Consider the following 17,100-nt stretch of genomic DNA (forward strand, 5'->3'; position numbering starts at 1 on the left):
TTACTATGAAAACCCTTCTCACTTTCTGCTTAGCTTCTGTCTTAACCGTTGGCTTCGCCCCTGCTCTACAAGCGCAGACGTCTCTCCCCGAAATCAAGATCATCTCCTTTGATCGTGCTCCTCAGTTAAAGCCTGTCTACCAACACAGCACGCCAGACAACGCTTACCTTACTCGTCTTAGAACCAGCTACCAATTAGAAAAAGTGGTGGCTGGTAAGAAATCAGACTTTGACAAGGTGAAAGCGGTTAGTAATTGGGTTAGGCAGCGTTGGGAGCACAACGGCGACAATGAACCGCTTAAGAATGATCCCATCTCTATTCTGGAGGAAGCCGCCACGGGTAAAAAATTCAGATGCGTGGAGTATGGTATTGTGGTGAGCGGCGCCTTGAACGCCTTGGGCATACCTGCCAGAACGTTGGCCTTGAAAATGGAGCACGCAGACACCATCTCGTATGGCGCCGGGCACGTAGTCGCTGAGGCGTATTTAAAAGACCAGAAGAAATGGGTGATGGTAGACGGTCAGTTTGACGTAATTCCTATGCTTAAAAACACGCCCTTGAACGCCGTAGAATTGCAACAGGCGCTGTCTGCCGGCGCGCCAGACTTAAAAGTGGTATCGTTCTCAGGCACCAAAGCCGCTGATTATTTCTCTTGGGTAGCGCCTTACCTCTTCTACTTTAATACCCGTCTGGACAACCGCTATGACGTGGAGCGGGTATTAGGCAGTATCATGCTGGTGCCCAAAGGCTATAAGAACCTGACCGCCTTCCAGAAGAACCCCATCCAAAACATGGTCTACACGCACTCCTTGAAAGACTTTTACCCAGAGGTGAAATAAGCAAGTCCGAAGGGAAGCTGGTTTCGTAGGTAAGATGATTGACACCAACACCTTAACGGCATGAAAGCAATTATTTTACTAGGCACCTTAAAGAAAACCGGCCTGTCTAACACGGAGGTCTTATGCGAGTTCTTCCAGAAGCACCTGGAGGCGCAGAAAATAGAATGCTCCATCATTAAACTGGTGGAGCATTCTATTTTAGCAGGCACGTACAATGACATGGGCGAAGGCGATGACTGGCCCAAGATTCTGGAGCAACTCCTGGCCGCTGACATCATTCTGCTGGCCTCTCCTATCTGGTGGAACAACCATTCCTCAGAAACTCAGCGGGTGATTGAGCGCCTTGATGAGCTGCATGATGAGATCATGGCCGGCAAAGAATCTAAGTTGGATGGCAAGGTAGGCGGCGTGCTGGTCACTGGCGACTCTGACGGAGCCCAAACCATCATTGCCAACGTGGGCAATTTCTTCAATGCCATTGGCCTCACGTTTCCGCCGTTTGCCTCTTTGACCGTGCTCTGGGACAAGCAGGCCAAAGACCAGAAACCTACCAAAGAAGAACTGCTGGCCAAATATGAAAAAGACTACGATTCCACGGCCCAGAAAATGGTCCAGCAATTAGTCACCTTCGCGGAAGTCAAGCCCAAAACTGATGCTAAAAATAAATAAGCACCCTTTTAATCTGAGGATGAGAGGTACTTGAAGACCAGTAGTACATAGCTTATTTCTACATCAACTTCTAGTCGCCTTATGATGTACCACTTAAAAAAAAAATGGGAGCCTTTTTTAGAAGGCTCCCATTTTTTGCTTCTTTCGGCCAAAACAGGCCAAAAACGATTTACTTAATCTAGCACGTTCAATTGAACGTCAATATTACCTTTGGTACCAACAGAATACGGGCACACCTCATGCGCCAACTCCACTAGTTCTTGGGCTTTTTCTTTGTCTACGCCATCTACCTTTACATCCAATTGTACGGCAAGACCATAGCGTCCGTCGTCAAACTGGTCCAGACCCACGTGCGCGGTCACGGTAGATTTCTCATCCAAACGTATATGTTGTTTGCTGGCCATCAGTTGCAAGGCGCTTTGAAAACAGGCCGCGTAGCCCGCCGCAAACAACTGCTCTGGGTTGGTGGCCCCGCCTTTGCCGCCCAGTCCTTCAGGAATACGGATAGGCATGTCAATGATGCCGTCTGAGGATTTTACTTGGCCGCTTCGGCCGCCGGTAGCGGTTACTTCCGCTGTATACAATCTTTTCATAGTGTTATGGATAAGGTAAGCCAATGTCTTAATTAAACTGCTTTGACCGCTAAATGTTGAAAGAAAAATGCAGGCCCGTCATTTTTGGCTTGTTTTGGCTGAAACAGGCAAAAAACAGATAGGCTGGCTTTCATCCTACCCAGGCATTTCCTACTTTTGCCCCAGCAATACTCAGGCCGCGTAGTACAACGGATAGTATTGGAGTTTCCGAAGCTCTCGATTCAGGTTCGATTCCTGACGCGGCCACTTGAATTAAAAAAGCCTCTCAACTGGATGTTGAGAGGCTTTTTTGCATCTAACCAAAATCATTGAGGCAACCAAACTTTGGAAAAATATAGTATTTGCGCTTACTTTTTCCCTTCCAATTATATCAAGCATAAAATCTAATTCTCCATTATGAAGAAATCGCTTTTCTTTGTTTGCCTTTTTCTATCCACTCTTTCTTTTTCGTGTACAGACAAGGAAGAAATAGAAGAAGAAGTAAAACCAAAAGACCTAAGGCTAGTCAAGGTCACTGCCACAGACACCAATAAACCTGATATTACGGCTACCTATATTTTTAAATATAATGACCAAGGTGGCTTATTGGAGCATAATGCAATCAACAAAGACCTAGTAGCTAACCGTGGATTGAGGTTTGACAACACTTTTAATGCACAGAATCAACTTGTGCAGAGTCAAGTCACCAATACTAGCACCTCAAAAGTTACATCCAAGGAGTCTTTTACTTATGACAACTTAGGAAGAATTTCTTTTGCAGGAACCTATTTACCTGATGAAGATACTCCCTATGTTAAGTATCTATTTGTTTATGATTCCAAAGGCCGTGTAAGCAGGATTAATCTACAATACCGACAATTTCTATCTGATCCTAATCATCCTGACGGGATCTTCCAAGTTATCATGTTTGAGTATGATGACCGCAACAATGTTACCAGAGAAACTTACTATGAAGTTGACCAATTCAAGAAAGGTGAACTGACCATAGATTTAGACCAGAGGCTTACTTATGATGATAAGAAGAATCCCTTTTATCAGGTTGGTAACCCCAATCGTTTTCATGGGCATGTCAGACACCTTCTATACAGCTATATGAACAACTGGAGCCCTAACAATCCTGTCACTATTAATACAATTGATTATCACTATTCTACCTCTAATAGTGTCACTACTATTACACAAACACCTTATAGCAATCAATTTACCTATAAGTATAATGACCAAGGTTTTCCAGTAGAGATAAAAGACAGAACCATAACCCATAGCCTGGAATACGACCCAAAGTAGGTTTGTATTATTCCATAGATTCTAGCATTTAGCTAACTTAAAATGCCACTCCTTAACCAGAGTGGCATTTTTGTTTTACTATATAGAATTCTAGGTGGTTTTCTTTTCATAATTTAGGGTGTTCATAGTAAACCGTACTATCCCCCTTCCACCTAAGACCCTTTGTTTTTAGCCTGATTTCTCAGAAAGAGGCCAAAAACGCTAACCTTTTTTTGCTTTCAGGTATGAAAGCCCTATACCCTATTGAGGCAGGCAAAGCTTCTTTCAACAAAAAACAGAGTACCAGCAAACCCAATCCATACCACCTAAACTAAGCCTATAATACACTTTTACCTAATCTGTCATGACCGCTTCAATCAACGTTCCCTTGCGGGTTAAGCATTTTAATGCCCAAATCAAGCACAAGGAAGGCAAACTAAGGTTCAACAGGGCCTTGGGCAAAGACAAAGACAATCCGCTGTTTTACACCTCTACCCTACTAGAAGAGGCCATGGCCCAGAAGGCGTTTCTGGAGATTGAGGATAAAGACGCCCGCCTGTATGGTACCAGCTCCTTCGGTGAGAAATTTCTATTAGCCGATGCCCAGAGCTTCCTGCACTTGCTATACTACCTGGCCTATGAGCATGACCAAAAGATCTTGGAAGCCAAGCTAGCTGAAAAACTGCGCATCAGGCAGGAGAAAGAACAAGCCAAGGCCGCCAAGAGAAAATCTTCCCAGTTGTCACTTATCAACTTCGCTTTGGAGCAAGAGCCGCAAGAGACCTCCTCTACGCACGTACCAGGCAAAGCCGTTGGGTTTGAGCTGCAAGAAGAAGACGGTGTCACCAAAATCAAGGGCACTAACTTTGTGATCTCTAAATTTTTGTAGTTTTAGATTCACCAAAATAATTGTCAGATGAACGTCATCACCTTATACTTATCAGACAATGTCAAGATTGAGGTAGACAACTCCTTTTCTGGTGAGGAAACCGTCAAATACAACGGCGAGGTGGTTTCTGAGAAGAAATCGCTGCTGGGAGAAACTCACTCGTTTACCTGCGTAGAAAACGGCGAGCAGGTGCAGTATGAAGTACGCATAGGTATCAAGAACCTAGGCCGCATAAGCGTGGCCATTTACAGAAACAATAAGGTAGTCCTGCTCAGCTAAGGTCTGCTGCGCCCCTAACTTAAGGATTACATTTATTGCGCAATAAACAGGGTTCGCAAGCGTATATATAATAAATCTATATTTAATTCAATATTCTATCTATGATTAAGCACTATCTTTTCAGGGTTGGACGCGCCTGTCTGTTTCTGCCCTTGTTCTGCACACTACTGCTAACGGGCTGTGAGGACCCTACCCAACCAGAAAATGATGGTCCTAAAAAGCTTGTGGTTAAAACCGCCAGAACCGGTGATGAACCCACTAGAGAATATGTCTTTGACCGGCTGGGCAATCTGACCAAAGTAGTCACCCAAGGCGACACCACCTCTTGGAAAGTGGAGTATTTTTATGATGCCCAGGGACGCTTTTACCGCCAGAAAGAAGGGGCTTACACTTTTACGGGAGAGTACAACGCCCAAAACCAATTGGTGAAGCACCTGGCAAATTTTTCAATAGGCGGGGTATCTGAAGACAATTTTTATCTGCACACATACAACGCCCAAGGCCAACTGCAAGAAACCACCTACCACAGTCCCACTGATCCAACCTACGTTCTGTACCGGTTCAAGTATTTTTACTCCAATGGCGTTAATGACCGCATAGAAAAAACCATGTATGCAGGCAACGGCCCTTTTATAGAGGATATCACCATCACTTATGATGGTAAAAAGCAACCCATCCCGTATTTGCCCTTGGTGGGCGTGAACAACAGATTCAGGGAGACACCTTTGATTGAATACGCCGCCGGCAACGTGGTAGACTACCGCATTGTCAATAGAATTGACGGGTCCAAGAACCCTACCAGCTACAACGTCGCCTACACCTACAATGACCAGGGCTATCCTATAGAGGCGCTCCTTAAAAACGGCTTTAGCACCACCAAAACCAGCTATACCTACACGTACCAGTAACTATCCTGCATCATCTGCTGCTTTACAAAGACATTTCTTGAAAAGCAGTGGTGGATAGATGGTAAAATCAAATGCTCCGTTTTTGGCCTGGTTTACAGAAAACAGGCCAAAAACGGAGCATTCATTTCAAATCCAGCTTATAGGAGTGTGTCTATTCTTTGGGTAATTCCATGTAGAAGGTACTGCCCTTTCCTTCCTGGCTTTCAAACCAAACTTTGCCTTGGTGCAGTTCTACTATCTTCTTGATGATGGACATGCCCAGGCCAATGCTTTTCTCGCCTTTAATGCCTTCGCGGCGGGCCGAGGTGAACTTGTCAAACAACCTGGGTTGCAAGTCTTGCGGGATGCCAATGCCGTCATCTGACACCGTGAACAAGGTAGTGGCAACCTTATCTTCTACCTTCACCTTGATGGTACCGTGGTCATGGGTGAACTTGATGGCATTGGAGACTAGGTTGTTGAAGGCCTGCATGAACTTCATGACGTCCAGGTACATGAACAGAGGCTCATCTGGCAGTTCCATCACAAAGTTCTTGGAGATCAAGCCGCCGCTCATCTGCTGGTAGTTGTCAATCATGATTCTTACCCGGTGGCAGATGTCTATGCGCTCTTTGTGCAACACAATCTGCGCCGACTCCAGAAACTCATTGTCCACAAAATCCCGAATCATGTCTGAGCCCTTCTTGGCGTTCTCCTTGATGTAATGCACCAGATTGAGCACCACAGACTGTGAGTCCTTCAACTCAGTCTCCAGCAGCTCAATCATGCCCTCAATGTTGTTGAAGGGCGCGGCCAGGTCATGTGAGAGAATCTCTAGGGTGGAGTTTTTCTTAGAGTTGAACTTGAGGATGTTGGACTGGTACTCCTTACGCTGCGTAATGTCCTCGGCGAAGCCCGTCACCAGCGTCTCTTCCTTTTCTTCATAGAGTTGGCAGCACAGGCAAATCCATTTTTCTTCCTGGGCTGGCACCTGTATCCTAAATTCAATTCCCTCCTGCTCCTTGACCGTTAAAAGCTTGGCGTACTGGTCATACAGGAACGGACGGTCTTCTTCATGCAAGTAACCATGTATCTGGGCAGCGTCTGCCAGGGCAATCTCCTCAGAGACGCCAAACAGGTGAGAGAATGCTCTGTTAAGGTATTTGAACCGGTTGGTTTTGAGATCGAACACAAAATAAGCCTGTCCAAAGGTTTCAGCCACCCGCTCTACCAGCGGCGCATGCTGAAAGGTTACTTCACTTTCCATCATTGTATCTTAAAGGTAGTGCCTCTGCTTTTTTACAGCATAGAGGCATATAAGTATATGCGTATTACTATTTATAACCTGTCTGCGTTGCAAGGGGCCTCACAATCTTTTAACAATTAATTTTCTTCTTTATTTCGTACCTTTGGGTATATCCTCAGCACTATGGCCCTAGAAAAAAAGTTATCCAACAATCCACTTGCCTTAGGAGAAATCCTGGTAATAGATGATGATGCCTCTAGCCTGTTCTTAATTGAAGACTTGTTGACCTCTATGGGCCTGGGCGGAAAAGTCACTACCTCTACCAATGTGCCTGAGGCCATTAGCCTGTTGCGTGAACGGTCTGGCACCGCTCGCTTTCCAGACCTGGTACTGCTAGACATTAGAATGCCAGACAGTGACGGTTTTGACTTTTTAGAGCAATTGAACACGCTGCCCTTGGCCTCTCCGGCCCCTAAGGTGGTCTTGTTAAGCTATTACGGCAACCGCACCTACCAAAGCCGCGCCGAGGCGCTGGGCGTGGCCGCTTACCTAAGAAAGCCGCTCACCCGTGAAAAGGTGCTGGACATCATCAACCTCAACTAGCCTTAACCTGGGTCCTGGTCTTCTATAAGATTCTAACTAAAAAGAGTAAATTAATAGTACTATAGAGTTTTCTTCTCCCTTTGAACAGCAGACACTCTTTTTTGTTCTCAGGGCAACGGCGGTGGGTGCAGGGGACCCTTAACCGCTTGGCAGGTTCATTGGTTTTTGGCGTATTTTCTAGAAAACAGGCTAAAAACGGATTCTGTTCCTTTTAACTAAAGGCAATTTTCAGGAGCACTCTTGCAGAGTAGACTCCTCATCCAATTTAAAGTATTTATCAAGCAGGCGTTCCATCTGGTCTGCCTTGAGGGGTTTGGTAATGAACTCGCCTATCTTAAAGGTTTGGGCCAGCTGCAGGTCTTTAGGATTGGTAGATGTGCTGAGCATGATCACCACTGGTCTGCGTTCTGGGGCCAGGGGAAGCAGCTCAAAGTTCTTAAGAAACTCAAACCCGTCCATGACCGGCATCTTCACGTCCAGCAGGATTAATTGGGGACACGGCTTGCCAGAATCTCCCTGACATCTCTCCGCTAGAATCTCCAAGGCCTCGCGGCCGTTCAACGCTATTACAATTTCTTCTGAGCAGTTTAACTTACTGATGACCGTCTTGGTGATAAAATTAGCCGAATGGTCATCATCTACCAATAACACGCACTTAATCCGCTCCATGTGGTTCATTTTTAGGACAACAGGAATACTTGCGCATTGTTTGGGGTACGTCCTGGGTCTACCCTTGTTGTACTGCTAAACTACTACAACGTTGCCTAGCCAATTACAGAATATTTTATATGAGACCCTAAAGATGGGCTTTTTAACGATTATTTTTCTTACGTGGGCGGTCAAAACTCCCCACCTATCCATTAACAAAGCGGAACGTATGCTTTTGTTATAAAAGAAGGGCGTACCCTTGTTACAGGATACGCCCTTCTTTTTTGATCGTGTGTTTACTACACAATGGCTAGATGGAGTCCGTGACTACCAGCAAGGCATAGATGATACCCGGTATCACAAACAGCAAGGTTAACAGCACGCTCAGCCAGAACTTGGTGTTGAGTTCACGCTCATGCAAGAACACTCCCAGCGGCGGAATCAATATAGCGAAGATGATTTCAATGATGTTGGTGGCCTGGCCGGCGCGCAAGGCGTTTTTCACCTCACTGGCTAGCATTTCCTTCTCAAACTTAGACATGCTGGCTACTCTGGCCTTCACCAGGGCTACGGCTTCTGCCTCTGTTACAGGAGTGGCATCAATCTCTGTTTTGGTGGGTGCGGGCGCAGCGGGTGTAACGGTGGCTAGTTGCTTCTTCTCTGCCAAGGCAGGCGTTGCTTTTGCTACTGATGCCTCAAGTACCGGCCCCGCTGCAACGGGCGCCGCCTCTGCTACTGGAGCTTCTGCCACGGTAGTGACAACAGTGGCTACTTTTGCTTCTGGGGCTGGCTTGGCCTGCGTCTTGTTATATGCCTCTGCTTTAGATGGCGCGAAGCGGTAATAGTCAGCGTTACTGCAGGAGAATAAAAACTGACCCACCAAGAGAACCCATACTACGTGTAGATTTTTGTTGATTTTCATAGAATTAAAGTAAAAGTGTACGCAATAGCCTTGTTTGTTTAGGAAGTCCCCTCCTTGTTAGTTGATAAGGAGTTCAATACTTTTCTTAAGATTGTTCTACTGCTTTTGGCCAGTTTTGTTTGTTTTCAGGGGTCTTATTCCCTCAACAGAGCCATTTATTTCTTTCTCCAATGCAAAGTCGCACTAGGGCGTATGGGTCAATCCAGGCAATTTGTCCATGAGCAAACTGCTTATTACTCCCCCAATCCTCTAAGATGACCAGCGCGCATATCCGTTTTTGGCTTATTTTCATGAAAATAGGGCAAAAACGACGGCAGGACGCCCTAGTAAGAGCCAATTAAGTATTGTTACTTTTTAGAATGGGGCCTGAAATTAAACCAGGGATGGTTTTTAAAGCTTGGTTCAACCTTTAATCAAAAGGCTAGCTATTGATGAAAATCATAGTTTTGAAAGACCGAAGCCTAAAGGATGCCCACAGATGAAACGAATTAGGGACATTTATAAGGTAGTGGTGCTACGGCTTGCGTTGCACGGCGGCTAGCACCATATCCCAGTAATCCAGCCTCCAGGCGCACAATCATCTCGCACCGCAGGCTTTCCTTAATCTCCTCTATGTCTTCCAGGGAATAGTAATCCATCTCGTCAAAGAAGATTCCGTACAGAAACTCCAGCTCTGAGGGAGAGACTCCCTGCAACAGAAAATATACCAGCTCATCCTTCGTAAATGTGGTTGTCCTCCTCATAGCGCACCTCTCCATTGAGCTTATTTACATACGCGTAATCTGCCAACTGTACTTATACTATCTCCAGAATATTTTCTCCTTTCATACTGGGCCAGGCAATACCCACGCGCAAATGCTAGTTTATAAAGAAGGATGTAGGACTTGCTGCACAGCATCTTCTGGTGACAATGTGCGTACCAGAAGTACGGCCCTCGCAGATAAGGCTGTTAGTTCTTACGTTTATTACCTACCTTACTCAAAAGATCTACTACCATGGCAAAAGGAAAAACACCCGTAAAAGACACCAGCAAAAAGGCCGCTACCAAAACCTTAAAGGAAAAGCGCGCCGAGAAACAACAGAAACGCGACTCTAAACGGGATTAACCCGATCCTACCCGTCATTTCATGTATACATGCAGCAGCCGTTTTTAGCCTGTTTTCTAGAAAACAGGCTAAAAACGGCTGCTGGTTTTGAGACATGCCTGCTTTACCGCCTGCCGTTCTGGTCTTTTAGCAGCCTTAGTAAAACGCCATTGGTCCAGCCAAAGCCGTCTTGGTTGGGGTATTCACCGCCGCCGCCTTCCTGTCCTGCCTGTTCTACATGGTATTTTTCGGTGAGCTTACCAGTCTCTTTAAACACGCGCAGGTTTTGACGTATCCATCTTTGAGCCACGGTGTCAGCCAGGGCTTTGTGCTTGTAGGCTTTCAGGCCTTGTATACTCATCCACTGCAAAGGCGCCCATCCATTGGGCGCGTCCCACTGCTGGCCCGTATGCTGCAAGGTGGTTCTAAGGCCGCCAGTCTGCAAAAAGTCTGCCTCAAGTTTCTGAGCAACGCCTTTGGCCTGGGCTTTGGTGGCCATGCAAAAGTAAAGCGGAAAGACCGCCGCCAGGGTAGGGACAGGACTATGGCTTTTCTTGACCCAGTGGTAGTCAAAGAAGAATTGCTCCTGCGGATTCCAGCAGTAAAGCAGCAGCGCCTCTTTCCGTTTTTTGGCCTTTTGAATGAATTCTTTAGCCCGGCCCTGGTTGCCGTTCAGGCGGGCCACCTCTGCTAGGGTCACTTCTAGGTGGTAGAGGAGCGCATTTAAATCTACCGGAATCAGGTTGGTGGTTTCAATGGAAGTCAAATGTGCCCCGTCTGCCAGCCAACGGCTACTAAAATCCCAGCCAGACTCTGCGGCGGCTCTCAGGTGTCGGTACACTTCTTGGGGGTCTCTCTGAGAGGCTTTGGCAACCTCTACGTCCTCTTTATAAGCCTCTGGCCTGGGCTGGGGATCATCGTCCCAGTATCTGTTGAGTAAGGCGCCGTTGGGCATTCTCACTACCCGCTTAGAGGCCTGCGTCTGGCTACTGAGATCCTGGGCGCCCGCCATCCAGAAGTCATATTCCTTTTGCAGCGCGGGGCCGTATTGTGCCAGCACTCTCTTTCCTTTCTCCTGGGCCAACACGCGTACCATCAAGGCATAAAAGGGCGGTTGGGAGCGGCTTAGGTAATAGCTACGGTTGCCGTTGGGAATATGGCCCGTAGTCTGAATGAGGTGGGTAAAATTGTCCACCATGTGCTGGATGAGCTCCGTCTGGCCATTCACCTGCAAGCCCAGCATGGTAAAATAACTGTCCCAGTAATAGATCTCCCTAAACCGTCCGCCGGGCACAATGTAGGGCTTGGGCAACGCCAACAGGGAGCTTTCTTCTGGAACTGGCTGCCGGGTGAGCACGGGCCATAGCCTTTGAATGTGCGTCTCTACCGTGGCATCTAGGTTGGAGGTGAAATTGGTGCCCGGCTGGGGCGGCAGTTGAAAGTTCCGCGCTACAAATGCTTTTAGGTCAAAGCCGGGTTGGTCTTTTTCCTGGGCATATCTCTGGGCAATGACGGCAGGAGGCGCCAGCGGAATACAGTCTGGAAACGTCTTGGAATCTGGGAAGACAGGCTTTAACTGTACGTCAGCAAATAACGCACCCAGGTCTTGATGCGGCCGGTATTGTGCTTGTGCCCTTTGACCATCCCCCAGCCAACAGAGCCAGAGAAACAACAGCCAAACGCGGGCATTCAAGAAATTTGGACGAGAAAGCATAGCCATGATTTTCTAGGCTTCTACGCAGACTTGGCGGGTTGAGTAACAGGTAAGGTAAAGGGTTTGCATGCCTTACCTGCTACCCATGCTTTTCCCAAATCTTCTATTCATGCAGGAGGCGGTCAATGTCCTGTATCTTCCCGAAGACTACCAGAATGTCTCCCTGCTCAAAAACAGTCTCCGCCTTTACCACGCCTAGTACTTTAGGCTTGAGATGTGCCTTCCCGAACATGTTGCGCGTCTCCTGGTTTCTGAGAATGGTGAGCACGTTCACCTGGTACCTGGCCCTAAAATTGGTTTCCGCAATGGTCATGCCCACATATTTATCCGGCACGGTGGCTTCTATGATGTTGTAGTCTTCCGTTAGGTCAAAGGAATCAATCACGCCCCGCATTTCCAGTTTCTTGGCCAGTCTTTCGGCGCTGTCCTGCTCTGGCCGTATGATTTGGTCTACCCCAATGGCCTCTAGTACTGTCTGGTGCAGCGGCGAGATGGCCCGGCTATACAATCGCCTAGCTCCCAGCTGCTTAAAGATGGCTGTAGCCATGACAGAGGCGCCAAAATCCTCGCCAATACCTACCAGCACTATGTCTGTGTCGGCTATGGGCAAAGTAGATAGGGCCTGCAGGTCACTGGCATCCAGGCAAATGGTATGCGTAACGCGGTCTTTGTACATTTCTACCTTGGCCATGTCTAAGTCCACGGCAATGACCTCATGGCCCATGTCTGTGAGCTTCATGGACAACGAAGAGCCAAAATAACCTAAGCCAATTACAATATAGCGCATAACAGGAGTTTACGTGATGATGATGCTTTCATTAGGATAACGGTAACGGAGAGTTTTCACCTTCCGGAATAAGCCGATGAGCAGGGTGAGCGTACCCACCCTGCCCAGAAACATGGTAATGATGATTACCACCTTACTGGGGTTGCTGAGCAAAGGCGTAATGCCCAGGGAAAGACCCACGGTGGAGAATCCTGAGAAGGCCTCAAAAGCCACTGCCGTCAACTCTAGTTCTGGATTAAAGATGGTTACCAGAAAAATGGCCAAACCTATTACCAGCAAAGACAATAGAATTACGGCAAAGGCCTTATGCACAGACTCTTCGGCTATTTCTCTTTTAAACACTTCTACCCTGTCCTTGCCTTTGGCCAGGTTGTAAATGTTAAGCATGGCTATGGCAAAGGTAGTGGTCTTTATACCGCCACCCACAGACGCCGGCGAGGCACCAATCCACATAAAAAGAAGGTAGAGCAAAATGGTGGGCGCACTAAGTGCCGCCATGTCTACCGTGTTAAACCCCGCCGTCCTGGGGGTCACTGATCCAAAGAAAGCACCCACCCATTTACCCGTAAGCGAATGCTCTGCCAGAGTATTGTTTTTCTCTAACATAAAATACAAGAAGGTACCCACTACCAATAACACCAGCGTGGTGATGGTTACCAGCAGGGTGTTTACCTGCAGAAGCCGGGCCTTGTGGTCAATCTTATTTTTATGGACCAGAGAACTGTATAATCGTTTTACTTGGTAGCGCCCGTACCTGAAAAAGTTGAACACCACCGGAAAGCCCAGTCCCCCAAAAATAACCAGGAAAGCCAGTACAAGCTGCAGAGCGTAATTAAACCTGATCACCGGGTCATACAGTCCCAAGCTTAAGGTAGAGAAACCTGCGTTACAGAAAGCAGATATGGCATGAAAGACGGAAAAACTCACCCGTTCCTCAATTACGTTGGGTGGTAAGCCATTCAGGCTGAAATATAGTAGAATTGCCCCTATGGCTTCTACAATAAGCGTGAAGGCTACAATTTTAAAGAGTGTGCGCGTAATCTGGCCCAAGTTGTCTTCGCTTAACCAGTCTTTCATAAACAGAGAGCTTTTAATGCTGGACCCCTGAAAGAATATCCCGAAGAAACTGGCAAAAGTCATGATCCCCAACCCGCCCACTTGAATAAGGCCAAGGATAATCACTTTGCCCGTTGGCGTGAAGACCGTAGCCGTATCTACCGTAATCAGGCCGGTCACGCAGACGGCGCTGGTAGACGTGAACAAGGCATCCATGAAACTAATCCCCTGGTAGGTGGACTGAGGCAGCAGCAACAGCACCGTTCCAATGGCAATCAAGAACAAGAAGCTCAATACAAATAATTGGGCCGGGTTAATGGCAGATCTATAGAAGAGCAACGTTTTCTTAGAAACCTCTACAAAGAAAACGTAGAAGATAATCCCGTAGATGAGGTACTCACTGTCAAAAAACCACAACAGGGTATGGCTGCTAGTCAAGGTGTTCTTCAAAAAGAACTTAGCTACCAAAGCCAAGGCCATCAACAGCAAGAGGGCCCCTTCAAATATGAGGGAAGGCCTCCTGATGCCTGTCTTCATTAACACGGCCGTCCTTAGGGACAGGCTTGCCAACACCACCAGAAAGAACATGTGGTAAACGTAATGGAGCACCATGTCCACCCCATAACTTGGGTGCTTAAACCCAATGTCATACAGAAAAACAAGCAGGGCTAAGCTGCTTAAGTAGAGCAAGAAAGTATCTATAGCCGCAACCAACCAGGGCAATTGGTGCAAAGAAATTATGAGCGGCTTGGGTACTTTCTTCTTAGGGTTCATGCGCAAATATAAAATCCAAAACGGATAAGCAGACTTTCTATACTATCCTAATCTTAATAGGTTTGTCGTAAGATAGTGGAACATTTTCTGGGGGGCATAGTAAGAAAGCCCATACGTCACCAAACCTAAGAAAATACTATGGATACCTATAACCTGAAACCAGAAAACATGCGCGCGCCTGAGCACTTGAATCAAGAAGAGGCCAAGAAGAGTTTAGAAGAGCTGGATGCCAAGATAAAAGTGTTGCAAGGAAGGGCCCATGCCACCACCGCAGACTCTCATCATACCTACCATGAGCACATTGCCGCCCTGGAGGCCAAGCGCGCGCTCATTGCGCAAAAACTTGAGGACAGCTCAACGGCTACGGACAGCACCTGGCAAGAAATCAAAAAAAGCCTGGAAGACCTCAGCGACAGCATTAAAAAACTGTTTTAGCTTACCTATGGAAAGGAATCGTTTTTGGCCTGTTTTCCAGAAAACAGGCCAAAAACGACCTATTCTTGGGCGTATACCTCAGAGATGATTTCCAGGATTTCAGTGGTGAGCGGCTTGGAGAAGAAATCCCGCACCTCAGAAAGGCTACGCGCGTAGGTGATGTCCTTCTTGTCTACGGCCGAAGACAGCACGAACAAGTTGCATTTGGCAGTGAGTTCTTTGGGCAGCTTGCGGTATTCCTCAATAAATTCCCAGCCGTCCATGCCCGGCATGTTAATGTCCAGGAAGATAATCTCAGGAAACTTCTCTGGGGTCTCCTCCACTATTTTGGAGAGCGCCTTCAGGGCTTCCTCGGCCCAGAGAAAGCTATACACCTCTTCGGCAAACTGATGGTTTCTAATCACACTTTCACATAGAAAGTTGTGGATCTCATCATCATCTATAAGAAAAACCCGCTGATACTTATTCATTCCTAGGGTATGCTTGAAAGTAAACTTTAAATGTGGATCCTTGGTTGACGGCGCTTTCTACATCTATCCAGCCACCTATTGACTCTACCTGGGTCTTGGCCATGTGTAGACCCAAGCCTTTGCCTTCTATATGTGGATGGAAGCGTCTGTACAAACCAAAAATCTTATGCTGCTGCCTGGTTAGGTCAATGCCCAACCCATTATCTTGTAGCATAAAGCATAAATATCCATCTGAAAGTACAGTTTTAATCTTAATTTCCAAACCCCGGTCTGGGCTACTGTATTTTATGGCGTTGAGGATCAGGTTTAAAATTATACTGTGCACATAGCCTTTTACACCATACACGCGGTTGCCCTGTGTAAAATCTGCCGAAAAGGTGGCATTACCGGCGTTTAACTGGCTGGCAATACTTTCCCGCACGTCTAACAAGATCTGTTCTACGTTAACCGGCTCCAGTACTTTCTCCGTTTGGCTTCTAATGGTCAGGATTTCATTTAAATCCTTGATTGTAGAATCCAGCCGCTTAGTAGTACGCTCTAATTTATTGATCAGCACCGGATTGATGGGGTCTTGTAAGTCCTCTCGGTTATAAAGACTGGTGAGTCCCACAATATTGGCCACCGGCGCCCTTAAATTATGAGAGACTATGTAGGCAAACTGTTGCAAGTGCTCATTTTGCCGCACCGTTTCTTCAATGAGGCTGGTACGCTCTGCCTCTGCCTGTTTACGGGTGCTAATGTCCTTAATGGAGGCAAAGCAGTAATCCTCTCCGTCAAACCTAAAATGGTTTAAATGAATCTCCACCGGAAAGTGCCTGCCAGCTTTATTCTTAAAAACGGTTTCATGGGCCAGGGACTGGTCTTCCTGGCTCCATTTCCAGACGTCCTCTTTGAATTGGGCGTCTACATCCAGAATAGAGAGCTTGAGCAGTTCTTCTTTTGAATACCCCAGCAACGCGCAGGCCGCCGCATTGGCGCGCATGATGCTGCCATCTGGTTTGGTCCATAAGAAGGCTTCGGCGGCACGCTCTACAGAGAAGTCTGAGAACTGCAGACTGTGCTCCGCCTTTTTCCTTTTACTGATGTCAATGATGCTGCCGTCTAGCCTAACAAATTCACCAGCCTGGTTAAGGGTTGCCACGCATTGGATTAACTGCCACCGTATGCCCTTATGAGCGGTCATGGCCCTAAGCTCCAGTTGAAACTGCTTTTGCGAGGCTTTTATCAGGGGTAGGGATTCTTCAACAAGGTGCCGGTCTTCTGGGTGAATCAAGGAAAGCCACAGTCCCTTGTTCTGGTAGAATTGCTCTGGCCTGTAGCCCAGATTCTCCTCACACTGCGGACTTACATAGGTCACCTCCAGGTTTTCATTCATGGAGAAGACAATCTCTTCAATATTCCTAAGAATGGCTTGTGCCAGACTTTCAGCGGCTTGCAGCTGTTGTTCGGCTTGTCTACGGGCACTTATGTCATAAATGACTACCAGCCTTCTGCCCTGCCCCTCATGCACGGGCAAGGTATGCGAAGCAATCTCTACGTGTAAGAGGCGGCCGTCTTTGGTTTTATGCACCCAGTCACCAGCCTTGTTAAAAGCGCTTCGGCCTTGTGCAAGGACGCTTTCTAAAGCAGGCAACTGCTCTGCTGGCCGTATGTCTTTAATGGTCATCTGCAGGAATTCCTGCTCACTATACCCATACAGATCAATGGCCGCATGGTTGACCATCAAAAAACGGTAGGTCTCTGTGTCAAACACCCACATGGGGAGTGGGTTATTGTCAAATAATATGCGGTATGGATGCTCTGGAGTCAAATTAATCTGTGTCTTTGCCTCTTCTTAAGGAAAGGAAAGGATGAGGGGGATATCAATGTTTGGTCAGTCTTCTCTCCAATTTGCCAACTGCAGCCGGCAATCCGTCACAACAGCACCAAGATAGAAAA

General features: G+C 47.1%; 18 protein-coding genes and 1 tRNA gene. 9 read left to right on the plus strand and 10 right to left on the minus strand.

Annotated features, from left to right (window positions below):
- Positions 1 to 5: 5 nt before the first annotated feature.
- Both ABD880_RS06015 and ABD880_RS06020 read left to right on the plus strand, forming a co-directional pair.
- Positions 6 to 839, plus strand: a complete 834-nt coding sequence (locus ABD880_RS06015) for a transglutaminase-like domain-containing protein (RefSeq protein ID WP_345163568.1) — start codon at positions 6 to 8, stop codon at positions 837 to 839.
- A gap of 60 nt (positions 840 to 899) precedes the next feature.
- Positions 900 to 1,508 carry a flavodoxin family protein gene (locus ABD880_RS06020; protein WP_345163570.1) on the plus strand — a complete coding sequence of 203 codons (609 nt, stop codon included), beginning with the start codon at positions 900 to 902 and terminating at the stop codon, positions 1,506 to 1,508.
- 173 nt (positions 1,509 to 1,681) lie between these two features.
- Here ABD880_RS06020 and ABD880_RS06025 read toward each other — a convergent pair whose 3' ends face one another.
- Positions 1,682 to 2,101, minus strand: a complete 420-nt coding sequence (locus ABD880_RS06025) for an organic hydroperoxide resistance protein (protein ID WP_345163573.1) — start codon at positions 2,099 to 2,101, stop codon at positions 1,682 to 1,684.
- Positions 2,102 to 2,275: 174 nt separating this feature from the next.
- Here ABD880_RS06025 and ABD880_RS06030 point away from each other — a divergent pair.
- The 5 genes from ABD880_RS06030 to ABD880_RS06050 all read left to right on the plus strand — a co-directional run bounded on the left by ABD880_RS06030 (position 2,276) and on the right by ABD880_RS06050 (position 5,443).
- Positions 2,276 to 2,347: transfer RNA gene (locus tag ABD880_RS06030), tRNA-Arg, on the plus strand.
- A gap of 150 nt (positions 2,348 to 2,497) precedes the next feature.
- A complete protein-coding gene (locus ABD880_RS06035) occupies positions 2,498 to 3,388 on the plus strand; it encodes a hypothetical protein (protein ID WP_345163576.1) in 891 nt (296 codons plus the stop codon).
- A gap of 343 nt (positions 3,389 to 3,731) precedes the next feature.
- On the plus strand, positions 3,732 to 4,256 hold the full coding sequence (locus ABD880_RS06040; protein ID WP_345163578.1) for a hypothetical protein: 525 nt from the start codon (positions 3,732 to 3,734) through the stop codon (positions 4,254 to 4,256).
- A 27-nt stretch (positions 4,257 to 4,283) separates the two neighbouring features.
- Entirely contained in the window at positions 4,284 to 4,535 is a 252-nt protein-coding gene (locus tag ABD880_RS06045) for a hypothetical protein (protein ID WP_345163581.1), read from the plus strand.
- 101 nt (positions 4,536 to 4,636) lie between these two features.
- Positions 4,637 to 5,443 carry a hypothetical protein gene (locus ABD880_RS06050; protein WP_345163584.1) on the plus strand — a complete coding sequence of 269 codons (807 nt, stop codon included), beginning with the start codon at positions 4,637 to 4,639 and terminating at the stop codon, positions 5,441 to 5,443.
- 151 nt (positions 5,444 to 5,594) lie between these two features.
- Here the strand turns inward: ABD880_RS06050 and ABD880_RS06055 are convergent, their stop codons facing one another.
- On the minus strand, positions 5,595 to 6,692 hold the full coding sequence (locus ABD880_RS06055; RefSeq protein ID WP_345163588.1) for a PAS domain-containing sensor histidine kinase: 1,098 nt from the start codon (positions 6,690 to 6,692) through the stop codon (positions 5,595 to 5,597).
- 159 nt (positions 6,693 to 6,851) lie between these two features.
- On the opposite strand from ABD880_RS06055, the gene ABD880_RS06060 reads away from it, so the two are divergent.
- The gene (locus ABD880_RS06060) at positions 6,852 to 7,271 is read left to right on the plus strand and encodes a response regulator (RefSeq protein ID WP_345163591.1); all 420 of its coding nucleotides are present in this window, start codon (positions 6,852 to 6,854) and stop codon (positions 7,269 to 7,271) included.
- A 228-nt stretch (positions 7,272 to 7,499) separates the two neighbouring features.
- Here ABD880_RS06060 and ABD880_RS06065 read toward each other — a convergent pair whose 3' ends face one another.
- The 6 genes from ABD880_RS06065 to ABD880_RS06090 all read right to left on the minus strand — a co-directional run bounded on the left by ABD880_RS06065 (position 7,500) and on the right by ABD880_RS06090 (position 14,257).
- The gene (locus tag ABD880_RS06065; protein WP_345163594.1) at positions 7,500 to 7,940 is read right to left on the minus strand and encodes a response regulator; all 441 of its coding nucleotides are present in this window, start codon (positions 7,938 to 7,940) and stop codon (positions 7,500 to 7,502) included.
- A gap of 289 nt (positions 7,941 to 8,229) precedes the next feature.
- Positions 8,230 to 8,841, minus strand: coding sequence for a YqaE/Pmp3 family membrane protein (locus ABD880_RS19115; protein ID WP_425575822.1), 612 nt, complete (start codon positions 8,839 to 8,841; stop codon positions 8,230 to 8,232).
- Positions 8,842 to 9,329: 488 nt separating this feature from the next.
- Positions 9,330 to 9,584: a hypothetical protein gene (locus ABD880_RS06075; RefSeq protein WP_345163597.1), complete on the minus strand. Its 255-nt coding sequence runs from the start codon at positions 9,582 to 9,584 to the stop codon at positions 9,330 to 9,332.
- A gap of 466 nt (positions 9,585 to 10,050) precedes the next feature.
- A complete protein-coding gene (gene treF, locus ABD880_RS06080; RefSeq protein ID WP_345163599.1) occupies positions 10,051 to 11,646 on the minus strand; it encodes an alpha,alpha-trehalase TreF in 1,596 nt (531 codons plus the stop codon).
- A gap of 97 nt (positions 11,647 to 11,743) precedes the next feature.
- Positions 11,744 to 12,427, minus strand: coding sequence for a potassium channel family protein (locus tag ABD880_RS06085; protein WP_345163602.1), 684 nt, complete (start codon positions 12,425 to 12,427; stop codon positions 11,744 to 11,746).
- A 9-nt stretch (positions 12,428 to 12,436) separates the two neighbouring features.
- A complete protein-coding gene (locus ABD880_RS06090; RefSeq protein ID WP_345163605.1) occupies positions 12,437 to 14,257 on the minus strand; it encodes a TrkH family potassium uptake protein in 1,821 nt (606 codons plus the stop codon).
- Positions 14,258 to 14,395: 138 nt separating this feature from the next.
- Between ABD880_RS06090 and ABD880_RS06095 the strand changes: the two genes are divergently transcribed.
- The gene (locus ABD880_RS06095; RefSeq protein WP_345163608.1) at positions 14,396 to 14,692 is read left to right on the plus strand and encodes a sll1863 family stress response protein; all 297 of its coding nucleotides are present in this window, start codon (positions 14,396 to 14,398) and stop codon (positions 14,690 to 14,692) included.
- Positions 14,693 to 14,751: 59 nt separating this feature from the next.
- On the opposite strand, the gene ABD880_RS06100 is transcribed toward ABD880_RS06095, so the two are convergent.
- The gene (locus tag ABD880_RS06100; RefSeq protein ID WP_345163611.1) at positions 14,752 to 15,162 is read right to left on the minus strand and encodes a response regulator; all 411 of its coding nucleotides are present in this window, start codon (positions 15,160 to 15,162) and stop codon (positions 14,752 to 14,754) included.
- A complete protein-coding gene (locus ABD880_RS06105) occupies positions 15,155 to 16,972 on the minus strand; it encodes a PAS domain S-box protein (protein WP_345163614.1) in 1,818 nt (605 codons plus the stop codon). Before ABD880_RS06105 ends, ABD880_RS06100 begins: the two co-directional genes overlap by 8 nt.
- Positions 16,973 to 17,100: the final 128 nt, after the last annotated feature.

This window comes from Nibribacter koreensis (assembly GCF_039541795.1).
GTDB lineage: Bacteria > Bacteroidota > Bacteroidia > Cytophagales > Hymenobacteraceae > Nibribacter > Nibribacter koreensis.